Here is a 22,377-nt window from a genome sequence, read left to right on the forward strand (position 1 = left end):
TGCAGTAGAAATGCTTGGCTACGCTCAGCATGACATTTTTTTGGTGTTTGGCTAGGGCTAGCCTACTTCCCATAGTTCGTCCCATGAGGTGGTGCGGGCGGGGGTACGGTGTCGGGTTTGGCCTTGCCAGGGGGCGGTTTGGCCTTTGGGTGAGAGGGCGGCAGCTACCTGGACGGTGGCTCGGCCGTAGCGTGAGTTGAGCTTGTCGAGCTGTTGCATCAGGGCCGCGGATTGGGGGCGGGTGATTTCCGGGGCTTTCTCGAAGAGGTTGAGCTGGGGCTGGCCGGCGGCTTCGAACCCATCGAAAACGACGCCGGCTTTGACGTAAATGGTGCCGGGCTGCCAGATGCGCAGCAGGATGGCGTGGGCGTAGCTCACCAGGTCGAGGGTGTTGCTGGTGGCGGCGGGCAGGGTGATTTGGGCGGAGCGGGTGTGCGGGGGCGGGGTGTTGCCGTAGCGGTTTTGGCTGAGGAAAACGGTGAGGACGTGGGCCACGGAACCTTGGTGGCGCAGCTTCTCGGCGGCGCGGGAGGTGAAGGCCGCGACGGCGGCCAGCAGGTCGTCGAAGCGGTGCAGGGGGCGGCCGAAGGTGCGGGTGCACGCGATGCTTTTGCGCGCCAGGGTGCCGTCTTCGCTGGGGGCCAATTGGTGGCAGGGGAAGCCCTGCAGCTCGCGTATTAAACGGGCGCCAACGACGCCGCCTAGGTGCTTGCGGGCAAAGGACTCGGAGCAGCGGGCGAGGTCGGCAGCGGTGGTGATGCGCTGGTCGTAGAGCTTGGTGGCGTACTGGCGGCCGATGCCCCACACGTCCTCCACGGGTACCTGGGTTAGGGCCCACTGGCGGCAGTCGGGTTCTTCGAGGCTGAGCACGCCGTCGAGGGAGGTGTTTTTCTTGGCGACGCGGTTGGCGAGCTTGGCGAGCGTTTTGGTGGGGGCGATGCCGACGCAGGTGGGAATGTGGGTGCGCTGAAGGACCTCGGCGCGGACGTTACGGGCGTACTTCTCCAGGGAGCCAAAATAGCGCTGCATGCCGTGGAGGCCGAGAAACGCTTCATCGACGGAATACACTTCGACTTCGGGGGCGACGTCGGTGAGGTAGTTCATCACGCGGCTGCTCATGTCGCCGTAGAGGGCGTAGTTGCTGCTGAACACCTTGACTTGGTGCTGCTCGATGAGGGGGCGCACCTGGAACAGGGGCTCACCCATTTTGAGGCCGAGGGCCTTGGCTTCGGCGGAGCGGGAAACGATGCAGCCGTCGTTGTTGCTGAGCACCACAACGGGCTGGCCGGCCAGCTTGGGCTGGAAGGCGCGCTCGCAGCTGACGTAGAAATTGTTGCAGTCGACAAGGGCGAACATGGGCGGGGAGCGGCTTATCGTGCGGGGAATGGTGGGCTAGATGCGACGGGTGCGGGTGTGCTCGTGGAGTTTGCCGTTTATCATTTCGGTGATGACGTGGGTGACGACGCCCCATACTTCGAAGCTCTGGCCGAGACGGCTGGTGTCGACGGGCTCGTGGGCGGGGTTGTCGGGTACCAGCCAGTAGACGCTGCCGCGCTTTTCGAGGCGCTTGAGGGTGAACTCGCCGTCGACGGCGGCCACGACGATGTTGCCGGGCTGGGGCTTGAGCGAGCAGTCGACGGCCATAAGGGAGCCGTCGGCGATGTGCGAGGGCGCACCATCCATGCTGTTGCCCCGGACGCGGGCCAAGTAGGTGCAATCGGGGTGGGGCAGCAGAATTTTGTTGAGGTCGATTTTGGGCCCCATGTGGTCCTGAGCGGGGCTGGGGAAGCCGGCGGGAATGGGGGTTTCGCATTGCAGGAGCCAGACGGGTTCGCGGATAATTTGGAGGATTTCGACGGTATCCATAAGAGGTTAAGAGTAGTGAACGAAGTATTACTTGGTTGCAAGTAACGTCACGCTTACTAATAATGTTAGTAGATATTGACCTAACGATGTTAGTAACTAATGTGGATAGTTGTAAGGAGACACCAATGGAGCGAATGGCTGGGGTTTTTATGGTGGAAAAAATGTGGATAAAAAAAGAGCGGGCCACCGGGCCCGCTCTTGGTGAGGGTGACTAAAGTTGTGCAGCGAGCAAAGCGCTGCCCCAGTTACTTTTGGCCATCATCTACCCGTTTTATTCGTGGATTACCTGCCGCAGTATTTACCGAAGCTCACCAGACTCAAAGTAGACATTCGTACTGTCGGGGGTGTCCGACTGGAGTCGCCGTACAAGCCGGCGTTGCTGCTGGCGGTGCTGGAGGGGATTGAGGAGGCTGGTATTCGGGACAACCGCATTGAGATTACGCCGGAGCTGATTGCCGCTTTTAAAGCATACTGCCGTTTGCTAAGCCCAGGCCCGGAGTATGCTGCTTGTCCGTTCCATATGCCGTTCTTCCACTTAAGGAGTAGCGGATTTTGGCACCTGAACCCACGGCCGGGGAGGGAGTTGGTGCTGACGTCGTCAAAGTCGATAAGCAGCTTTGGGCACTTGCGCGACGTTATTGCTTATGCCTCGCTTGATGCGGCCTTATGGGAATTGCTGCAGCAGCCGGTGGCCCGCGAACAGGTTAGGCAGTCCTTGCTTGCGCGCTACTTCCCGCTGACGCGGCATTACTTCCGGCCTCGGGCCGGGGAAGAAAAGTTGGACGAACTGGGCCGGCAGATGCTTGAGGAGCCAGCGGCTGTGTACAACCGAACGGTGGACGTGGCCGATGAAACGGAAGTGCTGGTGCGCAGCGCGGTATTTGGACGAGAGGTGCTGCGGGCGTATGAGTCGACTTGTGCGGTGTCGGAGCTGCAGCTGCTGAGCACCACGGGGGCGGCGCCGCTGCTGGATGCCTGCCACATTGTGCCCTGGTCGGTGAGCCACGATGATACGATTGGCAATGGGTTGTCGCTATGCCCGAACCTGCACCGGGCTTTTGACCGGCACCTGTTTTGGGTTGATGATGAGTACCGGGTACGCGTGGCGGATGGGTTTGGTGAGCTGGGCGGGCATGACTACGGGGTGCAGCGCTTCAATGGAAAACAGCTGCGGCTGCCGAAGGTGCGGGCGTGGTGGCCGCGGGTGGAGAACTTGGCGGCGCAACGTGGTTAGCAGATAGAGGTAAACATCCAACGGTGTTTTTCACCTTTAACCAAAACATGGGGCCATATGAAAGCTAATAGACTCAACTGCTCTCTTCGCTCTTTTAAGTCTAATTACTTAGACTAGATACTTTATCTGTCTAAGGTATCTAGTATATCTGTCAAATGCCCGTCAAGTATGTATCAATAGGGTAACTACTTGTATACTAGGAGTAAGTCAGTTGTCTGGCTGTGTTATCTAGTCTATCTGTCAAATGCGTGTCAAGACTATTAGACCATATGAATGAGGTCTAGTAGAGTAGAATCGAACGTTTAGAAGTTTAGAGAAGAGTCCCAATCAAATGCCCGTCAAGAGGGGCGGGGTAAGGGAGGAGCAGCCCACCAGGGAACATACTTCATAAGAGAGAAGGGAGCAGTAGCGTCAAAGGGGGCGATGGCACCAGCATCTAGAGCAGACCGGATAAGACGAGAAGCAGTAGCACTATTGCGAGGCTCTATCCCAAACCGTTCGCGTAAGGAAGTATTTGTCATGAATTCTCTATTGACATACTTCAGGCATGCATGCAGATAACAGGCACGAATACGATAGGCCTGGTCCATGTCGCGCAGGGCACGATGTGAAAAGAGAACAACGCGGGTGGCTTCAGGTGGGGCTTCAAAGAGAGGAGCAGGAAGCCGGTAGATTTCCGTTTGAGCAACTACTTTGTCAACTCCGCTGCCACGCTCTTCACAGATGCCCAGGCGGCGCATGAGGGAGGCAATGCCTTCATTGCGGGACTTGGGCGGCGTGTCTAGGAAGCGCTGGGTATCGACTAAAGGGGCACCAGGGTTAGTGACTTCGACCCGGTCAGTGAATATTTCCACCATTGGGCCAGCTCCAGTAACGAAGAGGTCTTGGTGAATAAGTGCGTTAGCAACAAGCTCTCTAACCGCCAACTCGGGGTACATGGGTACCGTCTCTCTCAAGGCCTGACCTATGACTTCGGTAGCAGGTAATAAGTTGTTGATGAAACCAATCAAGCCTTCAAAACCACTAGCATAGCCGCGGTTTCCCTCCCGTTCACGGGTTGTATCCAAGCGACTATTATCCCGGTATTGGATAACGCGAATGGCTTTGCGGCTCAGTTTTGGAAAATCCTTCAACCGTTTCGCAAAGAGCAAAGCCCCTATGTTGGTGATGTTCCACAATCCAGCCTCGGAAGGAAGAATGAGGTTGTCTTCCTGTAAATCATGAAGAATACCGTGCTTCTCTCCTGGCAACGGTAACTTCAGTAGCTCAAAGTAGGCAGGATAGTCAAGTAGGCGTAACACCTCATCAGCGCTGATGTGTTCTGCTGCCAAACCCTGCTCAAAAGGGGTTTGGTCAAAGATGCGCCATAATTCACGCTCCTTTTGAGGGAAATCTTTTAGCTTCTTTTTGTAAGAGCCTACCCGGATGAATTCTTCGCTCTGGAACCGTACCGGATGGCGAAAGGCTCGTTCAATTTCGAGCACTACCACTGCATGTCCATTGAGCTGTACTTCATAGAAAGTGAAGTGGATTTTGGGAGTGAGCATCCGAAGCAACCAACTTTCTAACTCTTCGCCACCGATTTTCCGTTGTTGGGGCTGGAAGTTGGTGCCTACTACGTCGTGGGTCTGGTCATCAATCCCCCATACTAGATAGCCAGTTGTTTTTCCTGCCAGAGCAGCAGAGTTGGATAAAGCAGACAGGTACTCTCCAATTTCGGCCGGCTCTGAGTTATTGGTTTTGAACTCCAACCACTCAGTTTCCCGAGGCTGCTTGCGTAGCTCAGCAACGAGACTTGCTAAATATTCTGGAGAGCGGTCAGCGGACATAATCTTAGTTGGTTTGGACTACAGCATCATTTGTCAAGCAGCTAGCGGGAGAGGAAGTGCAGACAGGCGAAGTATGTGATATTCTTATGCTAGTGCTATTCACCTTCTGCTGCAGGAGTCAAAGCTGGCAGACTTGTTAGAGTATGCAAAGAGAAGAATGCGTAGAACAATTCTATTGTCTGGCGTCTGTAGAGTTTGAGATAAGAACAGAAAAGCACAACGGCAAAAAAGCCATAGATTAATAGAATCAGCTTGTTGGCAGCGCGAAGGTCATAGGGTATATTGAAGTAGGCGTATACTGTAACTGATGACAAACGTGCGACGATATAAAGCACAAAAGTCATACAGACATTGCGCGTGAAGCCATACAAATTCACAAAGTGCTGAACACGCTGGTAAGCGTTTGGCAAATGGTGGACTACATCACTATAACAGAGCCAGTAGTAATCATTAATTCTAACGGCAAAGCCGAAACGCTTATTCACAACCTTTTTAAATTCGGTGATGAATGGCCTGTCAAAGTCCTGACAGTATCTGGAGGCAAACAGCCGGCAGCCCCTTCTCCATCCGAACATGAATTGGCGTTTGTTAAGGCGCACCATAGCCCATCGCGCCTGCCATCCCTTCCGAGTACCCATGCGCCTGAGCCGTACTTGCTTGTGCTGTTCTTGTCGGCGCATTAGGGGCCTAAATAAATTATTATCCGGGTACATGAACGTCCGAGACAGCACAATCTTTTCAATAACGACGCTTGAGAGAGCCGAAATCCCATGACCAAATAAGTAGCACACTACCAACAGCAATAGAAGAGGCATAAGCTTAAAGTCTTTTGGGGTTTGCTCCCATGCCAATAGCTTCATCAAATAGGGCAGCTTGTATAGACTTGCTTCTTTAGCCACAAAATCAAAACTGCGGGCGTGGTCTAAATAGGACGAAATGGCCCTACCCATGTCGTACTCAAAAAGCATGATGAGTAGAAAGAATAAGCCGGGAAGCAGATAGCCTAAAAAGTCATACACCCCGAAAGGCATTACTGTTGGCTTTAGGTCAGATAAGGAGGACATTATTGACTGGCAGAGGGTTAAGTGAGCAATGGTGCGTATTCTCGAGTAACCCCTCTTCAGAGAATATGGGTTGCTGGTTGGTAGGTGCAAAGCAGAAAAAAAGCAGCTTGTTTAGGCTGCTTTTTTGTAAAACCATTTGAGTGCTATCCCTCAGATGAGAGATAATCGGCACAACTATTAAAGCTGAATCTATGCGAGGCGAATTGGCAGTGTAGAAGACTTGGAAGGTGAGTGTAATGTGCCCTGTTAGGAGTCTCATTTAAATAGAAGGGCACTTCTGAAGTCCCAAGTTGGTCTAAGCAAGTAATCAGCAAATGCTTTTTTAATCCTCGGGAAAAATTAGCATCACTACTAAGTGCGTAGTTTAAAGAATCAAGGTTTAGGTTGCTTACCCGAAACTGGCCTTGGTGCTCATTGTATTGATTAGACTCACAATCATTATTGACTAGCTCGAGGGATTCATCAGCAGATGCCAAAGGTCCTGCGCCATGTCGGGTCTGATAGCACCGTGTGACATACATGATTTCAGCTGTTGTTGCTGGCAGTTGTCGCTTTAGTATTTCGAGCGCATTCTTTGAGGTAGTATTGCTTCGGGTGATGTGAGGAGGAGTGCCGAAATCCATATCAAGCAAAATGCCTTGTGCACCTTCGAAAATAAAGGATTGCCAAGAGGCATTTTGAGCAAACATTTCGTCTTCATTGACGAGTTGAATGGTCCCTTCTTGGCATAGTTTTCTTACTTCTTCCGCTTCGACACCGAATTGATGGTCAGCTGCATCGTGGTCAAATCGATTGAATGAATAGCTGGATTCTTGGTCTACTTTCGCTTGATAATGGCTTCTAATAAGTTGAAGCTTTGCCTTGTATAGGGCAGGGGAAAGAAGGTCAGCCGGAAATAACTGTAACTCTGGTAACTGATGGCGCTCTATTGTTGCCCCAAATCCTAGGCCACAACTACCGTGTCGAGCAAGGCCACGGGTAGCCTCCATGGCTCGGTTGTAGAGCACATCATAATGGGTTGTAACGGGGCAGTTGTTGTCAACGAACAACTTTGCTTGAATACCAAGAGAGCTATACTCTGGTAGCAAAATAGCAGGAGAGAAGGTGCAGTAAGAGGACCAGTAAGTAGGAACTCCGCGCAAAGTGCCAGCGCCTAGTGTGGAGAAAACGTGTTTGTGGCCGCTTTTAGTAACTACAGTATGCCCCGCTTGATGGCCTCCATTGAAGCGAATTACCAGAGGATTTGTGACGTAGGAGCACAGATAATCCGTTGCTAGGCCCTTTCCCTCGTCACCAAATCCCAATCCTACTACCACATAGGCTTTTCTCTCCATAACTCAGTTAGCCAGTACGTGCGGCGTGGTTTTTCCTTGGGCGTAAATTATTGTCGTTGCTTACCAAGAAGTTTGGTAAACGGCGGTAGTGAAATCATTAGTGATTTCGCAATCGGACCCGATGAGCATGGTCAAATCGTGTTCAGTTGTGTTTTCCGCCAGCACCACCACCCTCTTCTCTAACGCTCTCGCAAAACCGATTTCGAAAATGGTGCCTGAATCGAGACCAGTAGCTACAGCAAGTACCACATCAGCATCACGAATACCAGCCAAGTCGGGTTCCACAACTTGGTGTGGTGGGCCCTCGCCGACGTCATGAAGGGGAGAGAAAACACGATTGCCGAACTCCAGGAGTTTGCTCCGCAATTCGTTGATTAACCAACGTTCAGCCATTGTGAAGAACGGCCCTGCCAAGTAGACCAGCTGCTCGAATGCTTTTGGTTGCAGAGCTTCCAATTTCAACGGCTGGGCAGATAAAGGAAGTACCTTATTCTGACAAAATTGGGCGGTATACTTTGAAGCGAACATTGCAGCTTCGGATGCAGCTAACCTCTCTACCGCCCATTTCCATGCGAAAACAGCTGAGAATATATCGCCTGAGCCAATGGACCAAACAGAGCTGGTCTTGAATACAGGAATAAGCTGAGCACCCGAACGCTCGACGACCCAAGCACCTTGTGAGCCGTTCTTGATGATTACAACGTCGGCTCTCTCGCTGGCGAGCAGAGTCGCACCCACTTTAGGCAGGTCACTTTCCCCTTCCAGACCTGAAATAAGCCATGCTTCTTTTCGGTTTAGCACTAAAGCTAAATGCTCGGCGGTAGAATGGGTCTCGCCCCATGGGATATGATTTTGTGGGTCATATACCACGTAATTACCGACTACTTTCACGCTAGCTTCAACTTGGCCATATACCAATATTGTATCAGCACTGATAGTAGGCAGTTGCGTCTTAGGTTGCACCAAGACACTTGCTGGATAAATCAATGGCTGCGCAAGCGGGTGGTGGTAACTGAATTGTACAGTTTTAGGAATCCGCTCGAATACGGCATTAAAACCGTACGCGGCGGCACTGAACTCTGCTGTGGCAGCAAAGTCTTCGCCCACGCAACTATGAAAGTTGATGTTTGGTACGTTACCGGCTAAAGCTGCTGCAGCTCGCAAGCCAGAGCCATACAGTTCTTTCCAAGACGGTTCTTGACATAGCTCCAAGTAGGTGCCACCAACAATGGTAAGCATCCAGTCTACTGCTTGGCAGGCTGAACTAACACAGAGCAGGCATCTCCATCAATTTTAAGAATGGCTGCACTAAAGAGTTTGCCTTTGCTCAGGCAATCGACTAGTGATTGGCTTTGCAGAGATACAACAATGCCACATGGCTCCCCGTCATTATTGAGCACCCAAGGAATTCTTGCGGCATTCAACTGTATTTTAAATACATCACCCTCTTGCGCCTTACTGAGGGCTGGTTGCTGTGGGCTTTTTAGCTCAGCTGGAAAGCTCAGATTCCCGCAATCATCGGTTGAGCCATCGGCAGGAGGGATGCCGGAGGAAGTGTAAGTAGTATATGAGTCGAAATTACCGCGCTTACTCATGAAAAGAATGGTAGAAGTGAAAAGAGCGGTTAAGGTAGTACAGCTATTTGATTCTATACAGATAAACTTATCCTTGTTCCACCGTCAAGTTCGTAGTTGTCAGCAGGCACAACTACTTCTTGCTTCACTCTTTTAAAAAGACCATCTACCCAATGCTTCCCTTTTGAATTGCGCCACCGACCAAACCCGCACTCAGCGGTTCCTAATTCTGCACCTGAATCAAGATAGATTAAGACAGCACCGTCACATTCAAACCGACGAACAAATTCTTTCAAAACCTCTTCGTCAGTTAGGTTCTGTGCTGAAAGTCTAGACTTTGCCATATGCTGTCTTAGTTTGTGGGGTGCAATGATACGACTGATACATGCTCATGGTATGCGGTCAGCAGGGGAATTGGCAGGTATAAGCTGTCCCATGATGTTTAATTATTGAGTCAAATCCGAGAATAACCCACGCCGCATGGAGCAGGCGGCTATGACCTCATCAGCTGCCCCATTTCTGTGTTTGGCCACGTCGAAAAGGACTGTGTCTGTAGTTGGGGTACCGTCTTCGTACTCGGTGATGTCATAGTATTCGCCACGCCAGAGGAAGACGATGCAGTCGGCGTCCTGTTCGAGGCTGCCGGATTCGCGGAGGTCACTGAGGAAAGGGCGCTTCTCGCCGCCGCGCTTTTCTACGTCGCGGGAGAGTTGGGAGAGGGCAATGACGGGCGCGTTGAGCTCCTTGGCTAGTTCCTTGAGGCCGCGGCTGATGCTGCCGACTTCCTGCTCGCGGTTGCCTTTCGTGTCGCCGCGCATGAGTTGTATGTAGTCGACCAGGACCAGGCTGAGGGGGTGCTGGGAGTGGATGCGGGCGCACTTAGCGCGCAGCTGCTGGATGCTCAGGCCGGGGGTGTCGTCGATGTGAAGCTGGTGGCCGTGGGTTTGGAGGCGCTGGGCTTGGAGGCGGATGTGGCCTACTTGCTCGAGGCCGCCGGGAAGGTTGCCGCGGCGCAGGTCGGAGTTGCTGTAGCCGGGGACTTCGCTGGCCACCATGCGCTGCATGAGCTGCAAGGTGGGCATTTCGAGGCTGAAAATGGCGGTGTGCTGGCCGTGGTCTAGAGCGGCAGTGCGGGCGAAGTGGAGCAGGGCAGCGGTTTTGCCCATCGAGGGGCGGGCGGCGAGGATGATGAGGTCGCCGGGCTGCCAGCCACCGGTGAGGCCGTCGAGCTGGGTGAGGCCGGTGGGGACGCCGGTGAGGCCGTGCTGGCCGACGGCTTTGCTGAGGAGTTCGAAGGTGGGTTCGAAGGCTGCGGCGGCGGTTTGGCCGGGCTTGGTTTCGAGGGTGCGGTGGAGGGCGGTGAGGTGGGTTTGAGCGGTGGCTAGCAGCTCAAGTGGGTCGCGACTGTCGTCGTAGGCGTAGGTGGCCAGCTCGGTGCCGACGCGAATGATGACGCGGCGGGCGTGCTGCTCCTGCAGGAGGCGGCAATGGGTTTCAAAGTGGGCGGCCGAATTGATTTTGGAAGTGAGCTGGGCCACGAAGGCAGGGCCGCCGATGCGCTGCAGGGTGCCGCGTTGGCGCAATTGCTGCACGACGGTGAGCAGGTCGGCGTGGTCACCGAGCTGAACCAGGTCGCGGATGGCCAGGTAGACTTGCTGGTGAGCGGCGAGGTAGAATACTTCCTCGGTGGGCAGGGTGGCCAGCAGGGTACGCTGGGCATCGGCTTCGAGCAGGGCGGCACCGAGTACGGCGGCTTCCAGCTCCAGGGCCTGGGGCGGCAGGTGGCTGGGCTTGGTGCTTGCTGAAGTGGGGAAGCGTGGTGGCTGTTGGGACATGGGGACTTAGCTCCAGCGGGTGGGGTCGGCGGGTTTGGGGGCGGTGCGGGCGCGGGCTGGGGTGGTTGTGGTGCCGGCGGTCTGGAATTGGGGGCGGCGACGCATCCAGCTGCGGAAGGCAGCTTGCCAGTCGGCCATGGGCGTTTTGCCGGCGACGCGCCAACCGTTGCTTTGGAAGTGGTCGAAGAAGGCGGCGGCTTCGGTTTGAGCGTCGGCGCTGGCGGGGTGCTGCTCGGCGGCGTAGGCCTGGACTTCGGCAAGAGTGGGCGGTGCGGCGGCTGGTTTTTTGGTGGCCTTGCTGCCTAACTTTTCAGAGAAAGGCGCGGGCGTGGCGGCGTCAGCCGCACCTCTCTCTATTATTGAAGTTGTAATTGAAGATGAAATTGAAGGGGTTGCTTTTTGCTTAACCCGGGTGGTTGGCTTTTGCTTGGGGTTTTGGTTAAGCAAAGAGGGGTTGCCGCCCTTGCGACCGGCTTCGGTGCGTATCTGGCGTAGTTTCTCGTCTTTGACCATGCGGCGACAGAAAAGGGCGCCGTCGGTGGTGCGGCGGCTGGCCACGCCGTAGGTTAGGAGGGTGGTTAGAATTTGGTTGGCGGTTTGGTTATCCAAACCGAGACGGCGGGCGATGACAGCATCGGGCATGGGCTGGCCGTTGACGAGGAGCACGCCGCGCTCGTCGCTGTCGTGCATCATCAACAGTAGCTCGAACCAGGCCCCGCGTTGGGCGAGGTCGAGGGCCTGGACGCCCTGGTCTTTGTGCCAGTCGCCGGGGTAGAATTGGATGGCGGGAAGCTTCATGCCAGCGGTGGCGAGGGCACAAATGGGAGGATGGTGGTCGTGGTGGGCTGCTCGAATAGGTCGAGCTGACGGTAGTCGGTGCATTTGCCGCGCAGGGCGGCTTCGACTTCGGCGAGGGCCGTGGCCAGGGTGGCTTCGAGTAGGCCGGTGTAGGGGTAGCTCCCTTGCTCGTCGTCGAAGGACTGGTAGGGCGTGGTGAGGTTGAGCACGCGGCCGCCGGTGAGCTCGCGCTGGCCGATGAGCGTGACGCCGCTTTGGTGGCGGCCCATGGAGAAGCCCGTGACTTTGAAGCTTTCGAAGAGGGCGGGGAGTTCTTCGGCTTCGTCGGGCCAGTAGTCGGCGGTTTCGGTTAGCTGCTCGGTGAGCAGGCAGAGGTGGGGGACCAGGCGGCTAAGGGCGTGGGTAAGGTCGGGGTGGACGTGCTCGGCGCAAGTGAGGGCGAAGGCGCGGGGTGGGGCGTCGTCGGTGCGCTGCTCGGTGAACTCGCAGGAAAGTTGCTGGTCTTTGAGCTTGGCCCGCTGGATGGTGATGATGGAGGGGGTGGCCTCTGGGCTGTTGGGGCCTACGATGGGGAGTAGCTGGGACATAGTTGTGGCAGGGGCGGGGTGATGGGTTGGCCGGAAAGCTTGATGGGGAGCTGCTAGGCAGTGGGGCGGCGACCGCGGACTCGGGGCGCGGGAATGGCGGCCGGCGGGGCATCGGTGCGGTTACGGCGCTGCCAGTCGTGGATTTGCGAAAGCAGAATGCGGTCGCCGCGGCTGGACTCACCGGGCACATAGTGTAGGCGGCGCGGGTGATGGTCGGGCAGGCGCATGTAGTCGCGCAGGGTCTCGGGGTGGAGGTCGAGGAGGTCAGCGGCGCGGGGCACGGCGTAGGCAGGGTCCGGGGCGGGTGCCTCTTCGATTTGGCGGCGGGCCTCGGCGGCGCAGGCACGCTCCAGGGACTCGCGGACCCACGCGTGATTGTCGGGCATGCGGACGGTGATGTGCAGGCCGTCGGGGGTGGTAGTAGTTAGCTCGGTCATGGATGGGGCTGGCTTGGCATGGGTAGCTGCTGCTGGCTCAGTTAGAGCCGACGCTGGGGCTGGCTAGTTGGGCCAAGTCTTGCTGCACGGCCTGGCTGCCAGATTCCTTGATGAGTCGGATGGCATGGGCCACGGCAGGGTGAGCGGGCTTGGCCTTCTGCAAGGCCTTCGAGACGGCCGCGTGGGACATATTCAGCGAGCGGGCGATGCTGGAAATGGCGCCGTGGGGCAGCAACGTTCGCAGGTCGGCCGGCGTAGGGATGGTTTCAAGTGGTTGCATTTTAGTTTTGTTCTGTTACCTTTGGGTACGGTGTCAATACTCAAATGTAGGTAATAGTTACCAAATGTTACAAAATGGCTACACTGGAACGCAAAAAAATAAGCTCAGTTAGTCCGTTGCCGGAACTGAGCATGGCGGAGCGGCTGAAAGTTGTGCGCCAGGCGCGTGGGCTGACGCAGCAGCAAATGGCTGACTTGCTGAATGTGGCGCGGCCTACCGTAGCTCAGCTAGAAGGCGGGCGGCACCAGCCGAGTAACGAGGTGCTGGAAACCATCGTGACGGAATTAAATGTCAGCCGCGACTGGCTGTGGTTTAACAGCGGCCCAATGGAAGATGGCGGCGCTCCTGGCGGCAATGTTATCCTGCTGGGCAAGTTTGCGGATGCCGAGTACATCGACTGCCCGTTTATTCCAGTACCGGTGCGTGCGGGGTTTGTGGAGCTGGTGGCCAGCGAGGGCGACTACGGCCAGTTCGAGATGATGCGGATTTACAAGCCGAGCCCTGAGCTGCGCAAAGCCGGGACACTGGTGTTTGAGATTGATGGCGACTCGATGGAGCCGCAGCTACGCGCCGGCATGCTGGTGGCGGTGACGCCGATTCCCTTTGAGGATATTAAGTACACGGTGAGCGGGGTGTATGTAGCCACGTTCGGGCACCAGCTCACGGTGAAGCGGATTAAGGATAATGACCTTCTCACCAAGCGGCAGCTCGTGCTGCATTCTGACAACCCCAAGGCCGGCATGCTGACGGTGGCGGGGGAGGATATTCGCGGGCTGTGGAAGGTGGTGGATATTATTCGGGGACGAGTGGAATAATTGAGAGAGCGGGTGAGACCGGGACATAAACCGGGACAATTATTGTGGAAAATGCCTTTTAAGCTGCTTTGGGCGGTTTACGCGGTCTCAGGAGGGAGCGCTACAAAAAGAGAAAAGCCCCGTGAACATATTGTTCACGGGGCTTTTCTCTTTTTGTGCTTACCAGGGTTGACGCAGCCATCATTACTCGTTGAGTTTCAGCTATGCCGCAACCATTACGCGTTTTTGCTCTTCCTGACTAACAGCAAAGCCAAAAGGGTGAGGAGGGGCGGGATGGAGGCGCGCTGCACGAAGCGCAGAATGTTGATTGAACCGGAGGAGGGATGAAGGCCACCAAGGGTGAGATTCAAGCAGCTACTTGTAGCGACAGAATGAGCCTGCATTCTAGTCAAATCTATCTAGGCATGGTTCATTGCTGAATGTATTGTAATCTTGCCTAGCTGCGTTCCTTACTCCTTCGTGCATGAAACACATGTTACTAAACCCATATGCTCCGGTGCTAGCCGGCTTTTTAACTCTGTTTAGCCCTGTGGCCCTTGCTCAACGAGCGGTGCCTGCTGCCTCAGCTGCCCGTAATGCGGCTGCGGGCAAGACCATGGGCACGGTGGGAACAATGACCAGAGGGATGCAGAAGTTTGACGGCTACTTTCCCTTTTACTACGAGCAGAAAACGGGCAAGGTGCTGCTGGAAGTAGACCGGTTTGACCAAGAGTTTTTGTATTTCGGGTCGTTGGCCAGCAGCATAGGCAAGGGCATTGAGCGGGGGCAAAGCAACGCGGCCATTGCCAAATTTATCCGGGTGGGCGGGAAGGTGTTTCTGATTGAGCCCAATTACGATTACCGGGCCGTGAACGGCAATGCGGATGAACAGCAGGCAGTCGACAACGCTTTTGCTAAGTCGGTCATCTGGGGGTTTGTGCCAGTGGCTAGCGAAGGCACAAAGGTGCTAGTGGACCTGACACCGTTTCTGGTGCGCGATAGCCAGAAAATCGCCGAAGGATTGGGCCGAAGTGGTTATCAAGGGCCCGGCGCCAGCCTGATGGGCGGACCCGGAAGCGGCCCCGCAAGCAGCTATAGAGTAGATGAATCGCGCTCGGCCGTGTACCTGGAGAACACCCGTAATTTTCCTAAAAACTCGGAGTTCGAGGCCATGGTCACGTTCACGAGTACTCCAGGCCGAGGTTCCGACCCATCTTTGGCTCCAGACCCGAATGCTGTAACCGTGCAGATGCACCAGGCCTTTATTGAGCTGCCAGATAAGAACTTCCGGCCACGCCAGTTTGACCCCAGGTCGGGCTTTCAGAATTTCAGCTACCTAGACTTTGCCGCTCCCATGAGCCAGCCCCTGGCGCAACGGTTTATTGTGCGGCACCGACTTGAGAAGAAAGACCCGGCCGCGCCAATTAGTGAAGCGGTGAAGCCCATAGTGTACTACGTGGACCGGGGTGCCCCGCCGGCTATTAAAAAAGCGCTGCTGGAAGGCGGTGCTTGGTGGAACCAGGCCTTTGAGGCAGCCGGGTATAAGGATGCCCTCCAAATCAAAGAGCTGCCGGCTGGGGCCGACCCCATGGACATTCGCTACAACATGGTTAACTGGATTAACCGGTCTGGTAGCCCGCGGGCTTATTCGTACGGATACAATTACGTGGACCCACGCACGGGTGAAATCCTCAAAGGGGTGGTGTCATTAGGCGCTGACCGGCACCGGCAGGACTTTCTGATTGCGGAAGGCCTGCTACAGCCCTACGAGGACGGCAAGCCCGTGACCGACCAAATGGAGCAGCTGGCCCTGGCGCGCATCCGTCAATTGTCGGCCCACGAAATTGGTCACACGCTGGGGATGCACCACAATTTTACGGCCAGCACCAAAGAGCGGGCTTCGGTGATGGACTACCCGTTTCCGCGCTTCACCAGGCAGCCCGATGGTAGCCTCGACGTGTCGCAGGCCTACGCGACCGGCATCGGCAGCTGGGACAAACGCGCAGTGCTGTGGGGATACGCCGACTTCCCGAAGGGCACCGACGAAAAGCAGGAGCTGGACCGCATCATGCAGGAAACTCTGCAGCAGGGGCACCGCTTTATCCCCGACATCGGCGGCTACGCGCACCCAGCCGCTAACCAGTGGGACGAAGGCGAGAACCCCGTTGCGCAACTGGCTACGCTGATGACGGTGCGCCGGGAAATACTCGATAAGTTTTCCGAAAAAGCCATTCGCCCGGATGCGCCAATGGCCACGCTGGAAGAAGTGCTGGTGCCTATTTATCTGTTGCACCGCTACCAGGTAGAAGCCGTGGCCAAATCCCTTGGCGGGCAGTACTTCACCCACGCGGTGAAAAATGACGGCCAAGCTCCCACGCAGATGGTGGACCCGGCCGTGCAATGGCAGGCGTTCGATGCCCTGCTTACCACCATAACGCCAGCCGCGTTGCAACTGCCCGAGGCGTTGATTGCCAAGATTCCGCCGCGGCCGTCGGGCTATCCGGCTACACTGGAAACCTTCGGCCGCTACACCGGGCCCACCTTCGACCCGCTGGCGGCTGCCGAGGCGGCGGCTGGTCCCACTATTGCCTCGATTCTGAACCCACAGCGGGCAGCCCGCCTGATTGAATACCAGGCCCGGGACAGCAGGCAACCCGGTTTTCTGCCGGTGGTGGAGCAGCTGCTGGCGCGTACGTGGCGCGTCCGGCCGGAAACCGGCTACGCCGGAGCGCTGCAAACGGTGGTAAACAACCTGACCCTGCAGCACTTGCTGCAGCTTGCCGCCAATGCGAAAGCGCCGGCCAGCGTGCGCGGGCAGGCCTTGCTCGCGGTAGAAGGACTACAGCGGTGGATGCTCAAAGAGGCGAAGCGCGGCAAAGCGCCCCAGCAAGCCAACTTGCTGTTCGGCTTGTCGCAGATTGAGCGATTCCGGGCCAACCCATCCACGTTTACACCAGCGCCAGTGGTGGATATGCCCCCCGGCGCCCCCATTGGGATGCCAGGCCTGGGCTTCGTGGACTAGCCCAGGCGTTGTTTCTGCTTGTTACTGCCCCTTTCACTATGAAAAGACTTATTGTTTTCTGCTGTTGCCTGCTTTCCCTGTGCGCAGCGGCCCAGCCGAGTACGGACATTTACCTCTTTGACCTGACCGTGAAAGCAGGAACCGTGGTACTTTCCAAGCCGCGCAACGTCACGCCCCACCCGGGCTACGACAACCAACCCTTTTTTCACGTCAGCCAGCCGGTGCTCTACTATACTTCCAGCGGCGAGGGTGGGCGCACCGACCTGAAGTCGTACAATTACCGCACGGCCCTGACCCAGCAGCTTACCAGCACGCCCGATCGGGAGTATTCGCCGATACTTACCGACGACCAGCAGTTTCTTTCCTGCATTATTCAGCGCGACAACGGGCAGCAGGACCTGGGCAAATACCCATTGGCGGGCGGCCCGCCCATTGTGCTGATTGATAATCTCAAAGTGGGGTATCATGCCTGGATTGACCAGACCCGCCTGCTGCTATTCGTGCTGGCGACGCCCGTGAACGAGCTGCACTACCATGACCTCGCGACGGGGCTCGACACCGTCGTTGCCCGCAACATCGGGCGCTCGCTCAAACGCATCCCCAACCAGTCCGCTATCAGCTTTCTGGAGCAGACGCCGGAAGGCACGTGGCTCATCCGGCGGTTCGACACCCAAACCCGGGCTGTTACAACCCTCGGCCCGGCCCTGGCCGGAGCAGAAGATGTAGCCTGGACTCGCAACGGCCTGATGCTGATGAGCAACGGCGAGCAGATTTACTGCCGACGCCCCGGCAGCAGCCAAAGCTGGCAGCCCGTTACCATAAAAGGGGCAGCACCAGCCTTAAAAAGAATGAGTCGGCTGGCCACCAACGCCGCCAATGATAAACTAGCAGTGGTGGTTGCTGATTAAATTATAATATTATTGCTGTAATATATTAATTTCACTTTTTAATTTTAGTTTGGTAAAAAGCGTGCTTTTCGAGTACCTGACCTAGTTATTGTTTATTATGCAGCCCGCAGCGTTTGCGAAACCCGCCCTCAATTATTTGCAATGCCAGTATCGTCCCGATTTGGACGTGCTCGTGGGCCGCTGGCTGCGGCAGCCTACCGAGGCCGAACTGCAAGAGGGATATTTCTACTTGCTTGAAATGGCCCAAGCCTACAACGCCCGCTTCTGGCTGGTAGACGCCCGCCGGCGCTCCCACGCCAGTCAGCAAAGCACCCCGTGGATGATGGAAACGTTTCTGCCACTGTTACCACAGCACTTGGGAAAGCCCGTGTTTATGTCTTATCTGTTTATGCCCAATCACTTGTATGAGATAGAGCAGGATGCGGCCGTGCCTCCGCTCACGTACTTTGACCACCGCCCCTACCAAGTGCAGCGTTTCACAGATGAGCAGGCCGCCATGGAGTGGCTGCGTACCAGCCGCACGGCCGGCGCTGGGGCCTAGCGAAGCTCTAGTCTTCCGGTTTGTTAGCCTTATCGCGTGTTGATGGCGTGCTTTTTTATCCGAGAAGCAGGTGCTGCCGGCATACCCCGGTCCTAAACAGCGCCTCCGAAAATAGCCGCAACTAGCGGCAGGAAACGCTGGAGCCTGCATGCTGCCACGCTCGCCGAGCTAGCCGAGCTAGGAGGGCAGAAAGAAAGCTGGCCGCAATTAGCTGGCGCGGTTTTTATTTGTTGAGCTTTACCACCGAGCCATGGGTGTGCATCGGTTATGGTAAATTCTCATTTATTTCTGCTTTATGTCAGGTGTCTCTATTAATTTCCCTTTGGTCATGAGTTCAAAATTGTCGGGTTATGCGCTGGCGCTGGTGGGCCTGGCTCCGGCGCTGAGCCAGGCACAAGGCTTGGTGGCTTTTCCCGGGGCCGAAGGTGCGGGACGCTACACTTCGGGCGGTCGGGGTTCAGTGGCTGTGCCCACCATGGTCTTTGAAGTAACCAACCTTAAGGACGACAACAAGCCCGGCAGCTTGCGGTATGCACTAAGCCAGCCCGCGGCGGCTCGCACAGTGGTGTTTCGAGTGTCGGGTACCGTTCACTTGGCTTCTCCGCTCGAAGTCAACAAGCCCAATACCACCATTGCCGGGCAAACGGCGCCCGGCGACGGCATCTGCCTGGCCGACTACCCAGTGTCGGTGAAAGCCAACAATGTTATAGTGCGCTTCATTCGCTTCCGCATGGGCGACAAAAACCAGAACCAAGGCTTTGTGCACGGTGCGGGCGGCGACGATGCCTTCGGGGCGCAGCGGATTAAACATCTCATCGTCGACCACTGCTCGATGAGCTGGAGCACCGATGAAGCAATGTCGGTGTACGAGGGCGACAGCACCACCCTGCAGTGGAACCTGATTGCGGAGCCGCTGAACTACTCTTTTCATTTCGAGAGGGGCGACGAAGACTTCGAGCGCCACGGCTTTGGCGGCATTTGGGGGGGGCAGCACGCGTCGTTTCATCACAACCTGTTTGCGCACTGCAAAAGCCGCACGCCCCGTTTCAACGGGAGCCGCTACACCCACCCGGCAGGGTTTGAGAACTGCGACTTTGCCAACAACGTCATCTACAACTGGGGCGAGAACAACGTGTACGCCGGCGAGGGCGGCAATTACAACGTGGTGAATAACTACTACAAGCCCGGCCCGAACACTGACCCCAAAGTGCGCGCTCAAGTGCTGAACCCTTACAAGATAGACAAGGAGCTAGGCCGCCTGCCCTATGGCAAGTTTTACCTGACCGGCAACTACGTGGCCGGCTCCCCCGCCGTGACGGCCCGCAACTGGCGCGGCATGGTGATGAACGGCGGCACCCCCGCCGATACCGTGCTTTCCAAAGTCGACCAGCCCTTTGCCATTGGACAATTGGCGCTGCAGCCAGCAGCGGAGGCGTTTGAGGCGGTGCTGCAGGGCGCCGGTGCCATTCGGCCGCGGCGCGACACGCTCGACCAGCGCATTGTGCGTGAGGTGCGGGCGGGAACTGGCACCATCATCGACGTGCAGGGCCACTACCCCCACGGCACCCCCTACAGCATAACCAAGCAGGCATGGCCCGTGTTAAAGTCTGCGCCTGCCCCCACCGATACCGACCACGACGGCATGCCCGATGCCTGGGAAACAGCCAACGGCTTGAACCCTAAGAGCTCCGCCGACCGCCAGAGCATTGCTGCCAACGGCTACACTAACCTAGAAAACTACCTGAATAGCCGGGCAGCGGCAGCAGCCGGTGTGCAGAAAGCACCCGCGCCGAAAACCAAAAAGAAGTAAGCTGCACTAAGCGCGGCCGTCCCACACTCCACCGGCTCTCAGGGCTTCTTCGGAAGCCTTGGGGGCCGGTGTCGTTCTGGGGTGGTCTGCCGCATTCCATGCAACTGGTTTTCCGACCGCTCAGCAGGCTGAGTAACCTTTGTCTGAAATCAGGTTTCCTCGGCCGCGGCCCTGGCCCGGGTTAATAGCCAGTAGATTATCAACCTGAAGTGGATTGCCAGCATCGAGCCGTGGTTCAGCAACACCCCCGCCTCACCCTGCTCGACGGACCCGAGGTAGAGGTTTCGCGGCAGCAGTCGGTGCGCTTTCGGGAATTGCTCAGCCTGTGAGTCCCTAAGCGCAGGCCTCCACAAAAACCAGGCGGTTGCCGAAGGGGTCGATAACTTCGGCCTGCATCACCTTTTCGCTCCAACTGGTTTTCTCCAGCCCCGGGCGCACAAAGGGATGCGTTTTTTGCACCAGCCTGTAGTGATACGCCACCAGCCCATTGATTTCAGCAATTGCCTTCGAACCGGGGCAACTGTCGCCGTGATGGCTGGTAAGGTGCAGCACCACGTCGCCCCGCGATACCTGCATGTACAGTGGCCCGGTGGCGGGCCGGTCCTCCCAGTCGAGGTGAAACCCTAGCCACTCAATGTAAAATTCGTAAGCTTGTTGATAGTCAAAAACGTGGAATATAGGTGTTACCATATGAGTCGGGAAAGTGGAATCTTCGAAGTTATTAAAGGTAGTACTCAATTCCAGGTACGATAGTATATAACCTTTATATGTTAACCTTATACGATGGCTTAAGCACAGCTTGGTTACAAGTATTAAATATCTGCCTTTTAGATAAAGGCGGAATAAATTGTTGTGGTTCATCTTCAGGAGTCGTAAAAAGGCTGGCCCAGAACCTCGCTACATTTAGGACATGGTTTCCGCTTCCGAATACGCCCAGCTCGATGCCTTGGCAATGGCTGCCTTGGTACGCGCCGGCCAGCTCACAGCTTCCGACTTATGCGAGGCCGCCATTGCCCGCGCCGAAGCAGTAAATCCTCGGCTGAATGCGGTGGTCCTGCCATTGTATGAGGCTGCCCGGCAACGAGCCTGCAGAGGGCTGCCGGCCGGCGCGTTCGGAGGCGTACCTTTTTTGCTGAAAGACTTTGGGGCGCAGTATGCTGGCGTGCCGCACACTTCGGGCAGCCGGGCGCTACGCCATTTTGTGCCCGCCGCTGATGCCGAGCTAGTGCGCCGCTGGCAAGTGGCGGGGCTCAACATCATGGGCAAAACCAACACCCCCGAATTTGCCCTCATGGGCATAACCGAGCCGGCGCTATTCGGGCCGGCCCGCAACCCCTGGCACTTGGCCCACACGCCGGGCGGCTCCAGCGGCGGCGCGGCGGCAGCCGTAGCAGCAGGCATTGTGCCTGTGGCCGGCGCCGGCGATGGCGGCGGGTCCATTCGGATTCCGGCAGCCTGTTGTGGCTTATTTGGGTTGAAGCCCAGTCGGGGGCGGGTCCCCACTGGCCCCGAGCAGGGCGAGAAATGGCAAGGTGCAGCCGTAGAGCATGTGCTCAGCCGCTCGGTGCGCGACAGCGCCGCCCTGCTCGATGCCACGCACGGCGCCGATGCGGGAGCGCCGTATTTCTTGCCCAGCCCCGTGCGGCCTTTTTTGGAAGAGGTCAGCCGGCCGGCTGGCCGCTTGCGCATCGCCTTTAGCCTGGAGCACCCGCTAGGCAGCGCCCTGCATCCGGAGTGCGCCACAGCCGTGCGAGGTGCTGCTACACTCCTCGAGTCGCTGGGGCACACCGTGGAGGAAGTCACTTTGCCCTTCGATGGCCGCGCGGTGGCCGCGGCTTTCCTTATGCTCTATTTTGGCGAGACAGGCGCCAGCATTGCCGCCTTAGCCAGAGTGCTGGGCCGGCCCGCCCGGCCCAGCGATGTGGAGCCCACTACCTGGCTGCTGGGCTTATTGGGTCGCACCTACACTGCCGCTGACTTTGCCGCCGCTCGCCACACTTGGAACGACAGCGCCCGCCGCATGGGTCGCTTCCACCACACCTACGACCTGTTGCTAACGCCCACACTGGCCACGCCGCCCGTGCGCATAGGCGCGCTGCAACCCAAACCCCTTGAGCAAACCCTGCTTAAGCTGGTCAACTCATTCGGCCTGGGCGGCCTCATCCGGCGGTCCGGCATTGTGGAGAAGCTGGCTGAGCAAAGCCTCGAAAAGACACCTTATACCCAAGTGGCCAACCTCACAGGGCAGCCGGCCATGTCGGTTCCCCTGCACTGGACCGCCGACGGCCTGCCCTGCGGCGTGCAGTTCATTGCTCCGCTGGGGGCCGAAGACGTGCTTTTTCGCTTGGCTGGGCAGCTGGAGCAAGCCCAGCCGTGGTTTGCCAAGCGCCCTGCCTTGCCAAGTGGGTGATTAGCTCGTTTCAAGTAGCCCAGGTTTGCAACAGAAGAGCATAAAAAAAGCCCG

At 56.8% G+C, this 22,377-nt stretch carries 21 protein-coding genes; 7 read left to right on the forward strand and 14 right to left on the reverse strand.

What is annotated here, in order from left to right:
- Positions 1 to 57: 57 nt before the first annotated feature.
- Entirely contained in the window at positions 58 to 1,356 is a 1,299-nt protein-coding gene (locus tag ACP7AJ_RS16210; protein ID WP_426061258.1) for a Y-family DNA polymerase, read from the reverse strand.
- A 36-nt stretch (positions 1,357 to 1,392) separates the two neighbouring features.
- The gene (locus ACP7AJ_RS16215; RefSeq protein WP_426061259.1) at positions 1,393 to 1,866 is read right to left on the reverse strand and encodes a LexA family protein; all 474 of its coding nucleotides are present in this window, start codon (positions 1,864 to 1,866) and stop codon (positions 1,393 to 1,395) included.
- Positions 1,867 to 2,143: 277 nt separating this feature from the next.
- Between ACP7AJ_RS16215 and ACP7AJ_RS16220 the strand changes: the two genes are divergently transcribed.
- Positions 2,144 to 3,100, forward strand: coding sequence for an HNH endonuclease (locus tag ACP7AJ_RS16220; RefSeq protein WP_426061260.1), 957 nt, complete (start codon positions 2,144 to 2,146; stop codon positions 3,098 to 3,100).
- 338 nt (positions 3,101 to 3,438) lie between these two features.
- Here ACP7AJ_RS16220 and ACP7AJ_RS16225 read toward each other — a convergent pair whose 3' ends face one another.
- The 11 genes from ACP7AJ_RS16225 to ACP7AJ_RS16275 form a co-directional block, all read right to left on the reverse strand.
- Positions 3,439 to 4,929 carry an ATP-binding protein gene (locus ACP7AJ_RS16225; protein ID WP_426061261.1) on the reverse strand — a complete coding sequence of 497 codons (1,491 nt, stop codon included), beginning with the start codon at positions 4,927 to 4,929 and terminating at the stop codon, positions 3,439 to 3,441.
- A gap of 95 nt (positions 4,930 to 5,024) precedes the next feature.
- Complete coding sequence (locus tag ACP7AJ_RS16230; RefSeq protein WP_426061262.1) at positions 5,025 to 5,993, reverse strand: hypothetical protein; 969 nt, start codon at positions 5,991 to 5,993, stop codon at positions 5,025 to 5,027.
- A gap of 143 nt (positions 5,994 to 6,136) precedes the next feature.
- On the reverse strand, positions 6,137 to 7,327 hold the full coding sequence (locus ACP7AJ_RS16235) for an adenylosuccinate synthetase (protein WP_426061263.1): 1,191 nt from the start codon (positions 7,325 to 7,327) through the stop codon (positions 6,137 to 6,139).
- A gap of 60 nt (positions 7,328 to 7,387) precedes the next feature.
- Complete coding sequence (locus tag ACP7AJ_RS16240; RefSeq protein ID WP_426061264.1) at positions 7,388 to 8,566, reverse strand: PfkB family carbohydrate kinase; 1,179 nt, start codon at positions 8,564 to 8,566, stop codon at positions 7,388 to 7,390.
- A 5-nt stretch (positions 8,567 to 8,571) separates the two neighbouring features.
- Complete coding sequence (locus ACP7AJ_RS16245; protein ID WP_426061265.1) at positions 8,572 to 8,922, reverse strand: hypothetical protein; 351 nt, start codon at positions 8,920 to 8,922, stop codon at positions 8,572 to 8,574.
- A gap of 53 nt (positions 8,923 to 8,975) precedes the next feature.
- Positions 8,976 to 9,245, reverse strand: a complete 270-nt coding sequence (locus ACP7AJ_RS16250) for a hypothetical protein (RefSeq protein ID WP_426061266.1) — start codon at positions 9,243 to 9,245, stop codon at positions 8,976 to 8,978.
- A 102-nt stretch (positions 9,246 to 9,347) separates the two neighbouring features.
- Positions 9,348 to 10,736 carry a replicative DNA helicase gene (gene dnaB / locus ACP7AJ_RS16255; RefSeq protein WP_426061267.1) on the reverse strand — a complete coding sequence of 463 codons (1,389 nt, stop codon included), beginning with the start codon at positions 10,734 to 10,736 and terminating at the stop codon, positions 9,348 to 9,350.
- A gap of 6 nt (positions 10,737 to 10,742) precedes the next feature.
- A complete protein-coding gene (locus ACP7AJ_RS16260; RefSeq protein WP_426061268.1) occupies positions 10,743 to 11,534 on the reverse strand; it encodes a hypothetical protein in 792 nt (263 codons plus the stop codon).
- Positions 11,531 to 12,121 (reverse strand): hypothetical protein, encoded by a 591-nt coding sequence (locus tag ACP7AJ_RS16265; RefSeq protein ID WP_426061269.1) that lies wholly within the window; start codon positions 12,119 to 12,121, stop codon positions 11,531 to 11,533. The genes ACP7AJ_RS16260 and ACP7AJ_RS16265 overlap by 4 nt, the downstream gene beginning before the upstream one ends.
- A 53-nt stretch (positions 12,122 to 12,174) precedes the next feature.
- Positions 12,175 to 12,558 carry a hypothetical protein gene (locus ACP7AJ_RS16270; RefSeq protein ID WP_426061270.1) on the reverse strand — a complete coding sequence of 128 codons (384 nt, stop codon included), beginning with the start codon at positions 12,556 to 12,558 and terminating at the stop codon, positions 12,175 to 12,177.
- A 37-nt stretch (positions 12,559 to 12,595) separates the two neighbouring features.
- Positions 12,596 to 12,838 (reverse strand): hypothetical protein, encoded by a 243-nt coding sequence (locus ACP7AJ_RS16275; RefSeq protein ID WP_426061271.1) that lies wholly within the window; start codon positions 12,836 to 12,838, stop codon positions 12,596 to 12,598.
- Between the two features lie 74 nt (positions 12,839 to 12,912).
- On the opposite strand from ACP7AJ_RS16275, the gene ACP7AJ_RS16280 reads away from it, so the two are divergent.
- The 5 genes from ACP7AJ_RS16280 (at position 12,913) to ACP7AJ_RS16300 (ending at position 19,913) form a co-directional block, all read left to right on the forward strand.
- The gene (locus ACP7AJ_RS16280; protein ID WP_426061272.1) at positions 12,913 to 13,653 is read left to right on the forward strand and encodes a helix-turn-helix domain-containing protein; all 741 of its coding nucleotides are present in this window, start codon (positions 12,913 to 12,915) and stop codon (positions 13,651 to 13,653) included.
- 463 nt (positions 13,654 to 14,116) lie between these two features.
- The gene (locus ACP7AJ_RS16285; protein ID WP_426061273.1) at positions 14,117 to 16,654 is read left to right on the forward strand and encodes a zinc-dependent metalloprotease; all 2,538 of its coding nucleotides are present in this window, start codon (positions 14,117 to 14,119) and stop codon (positions 16,652 to 16,654) included.
- 38 nt (positions 16,655 to 16,692) lie between these two features.
- Positions 16,693 to 17,562 (forward strand): TolB family protein, encoded by an 870-nt coding sequence (locus ACP7AJ_RS16290; RefSeq protein ID WP_426061274.1) that lies wholly within the window; start codon positions 16,693 to 16,695, stop codon positions 17,560 to 17,562.
- A gap of 97 nt (positions 17,563 to 17,659) precedes the next feature.
- Positions 17,660 to 18,103, forward strand: a complete 444-nt coding sequence (locus ACP7AJ_RS16295; protein WP_426061275.1) for a hypothetical protein — start codon at positions 17,660 to 17,662, stop codon at positions 18,101 to 18,103.
- A 328-nt stretch (positions 18,104 to 18,431) separates the two neighbouring features.
- Positions 18,432 to 19,913 (forward strand): pectate lyase family protein, encoded by a 1,482-nt coding sequence (locus ACP7AJ_RS16300; RefSeq protein ID WP_426061276.1) that lies wholly within the window; start codon positions 18,432 to 18,434, stop codon positions 19,911 to 19,913.
- 333 nt (positions 19,914 to 20,246) lie between these two features.
- Here the strand turns inward: ACP7AJ_RS16300 and ACP7AJ_RS16305 are convergent, their stop codons facing one another.
- On the reverse strand, positions 20,247 to 20,603 hold the full coding sequence (locus tag ACP7AJ_RS16305) for a glyoxalase superfamily protein (RefSeq protein WP_426061277.1): 357 nt from the start codon (positions 20,601 to 20,603) through the stop codon (positions 20,247 to 20,249).
- Between the two features lie 220 nt (positions 20,604 to 20,823).
- On the opposite strand from ACP7AJ_RS16305, the gene ACP7AJ_RS16310 reads away from it, so the two are divergent.
- Entirely contained in the window at positions 20,824 to 22,323 is a 1,500-nt protein-coding gene (locus ACP7AJ_RS16310) for an amidase (RefSeq protein ID WP_426061278.1), read from the forward strand.
- Positions 22,324 to 22,377: the final 54 nt, after the last annotated feature.

The sequence above is a fragment of the Hymenobacter sp. B1770 genome, assembly GCF_049896385.1.
Lineage (GTDB): Bacteria > Bacteroidota > Bacteroidia > Cytophagales > Hymenobacteraceae > Hymenobacter.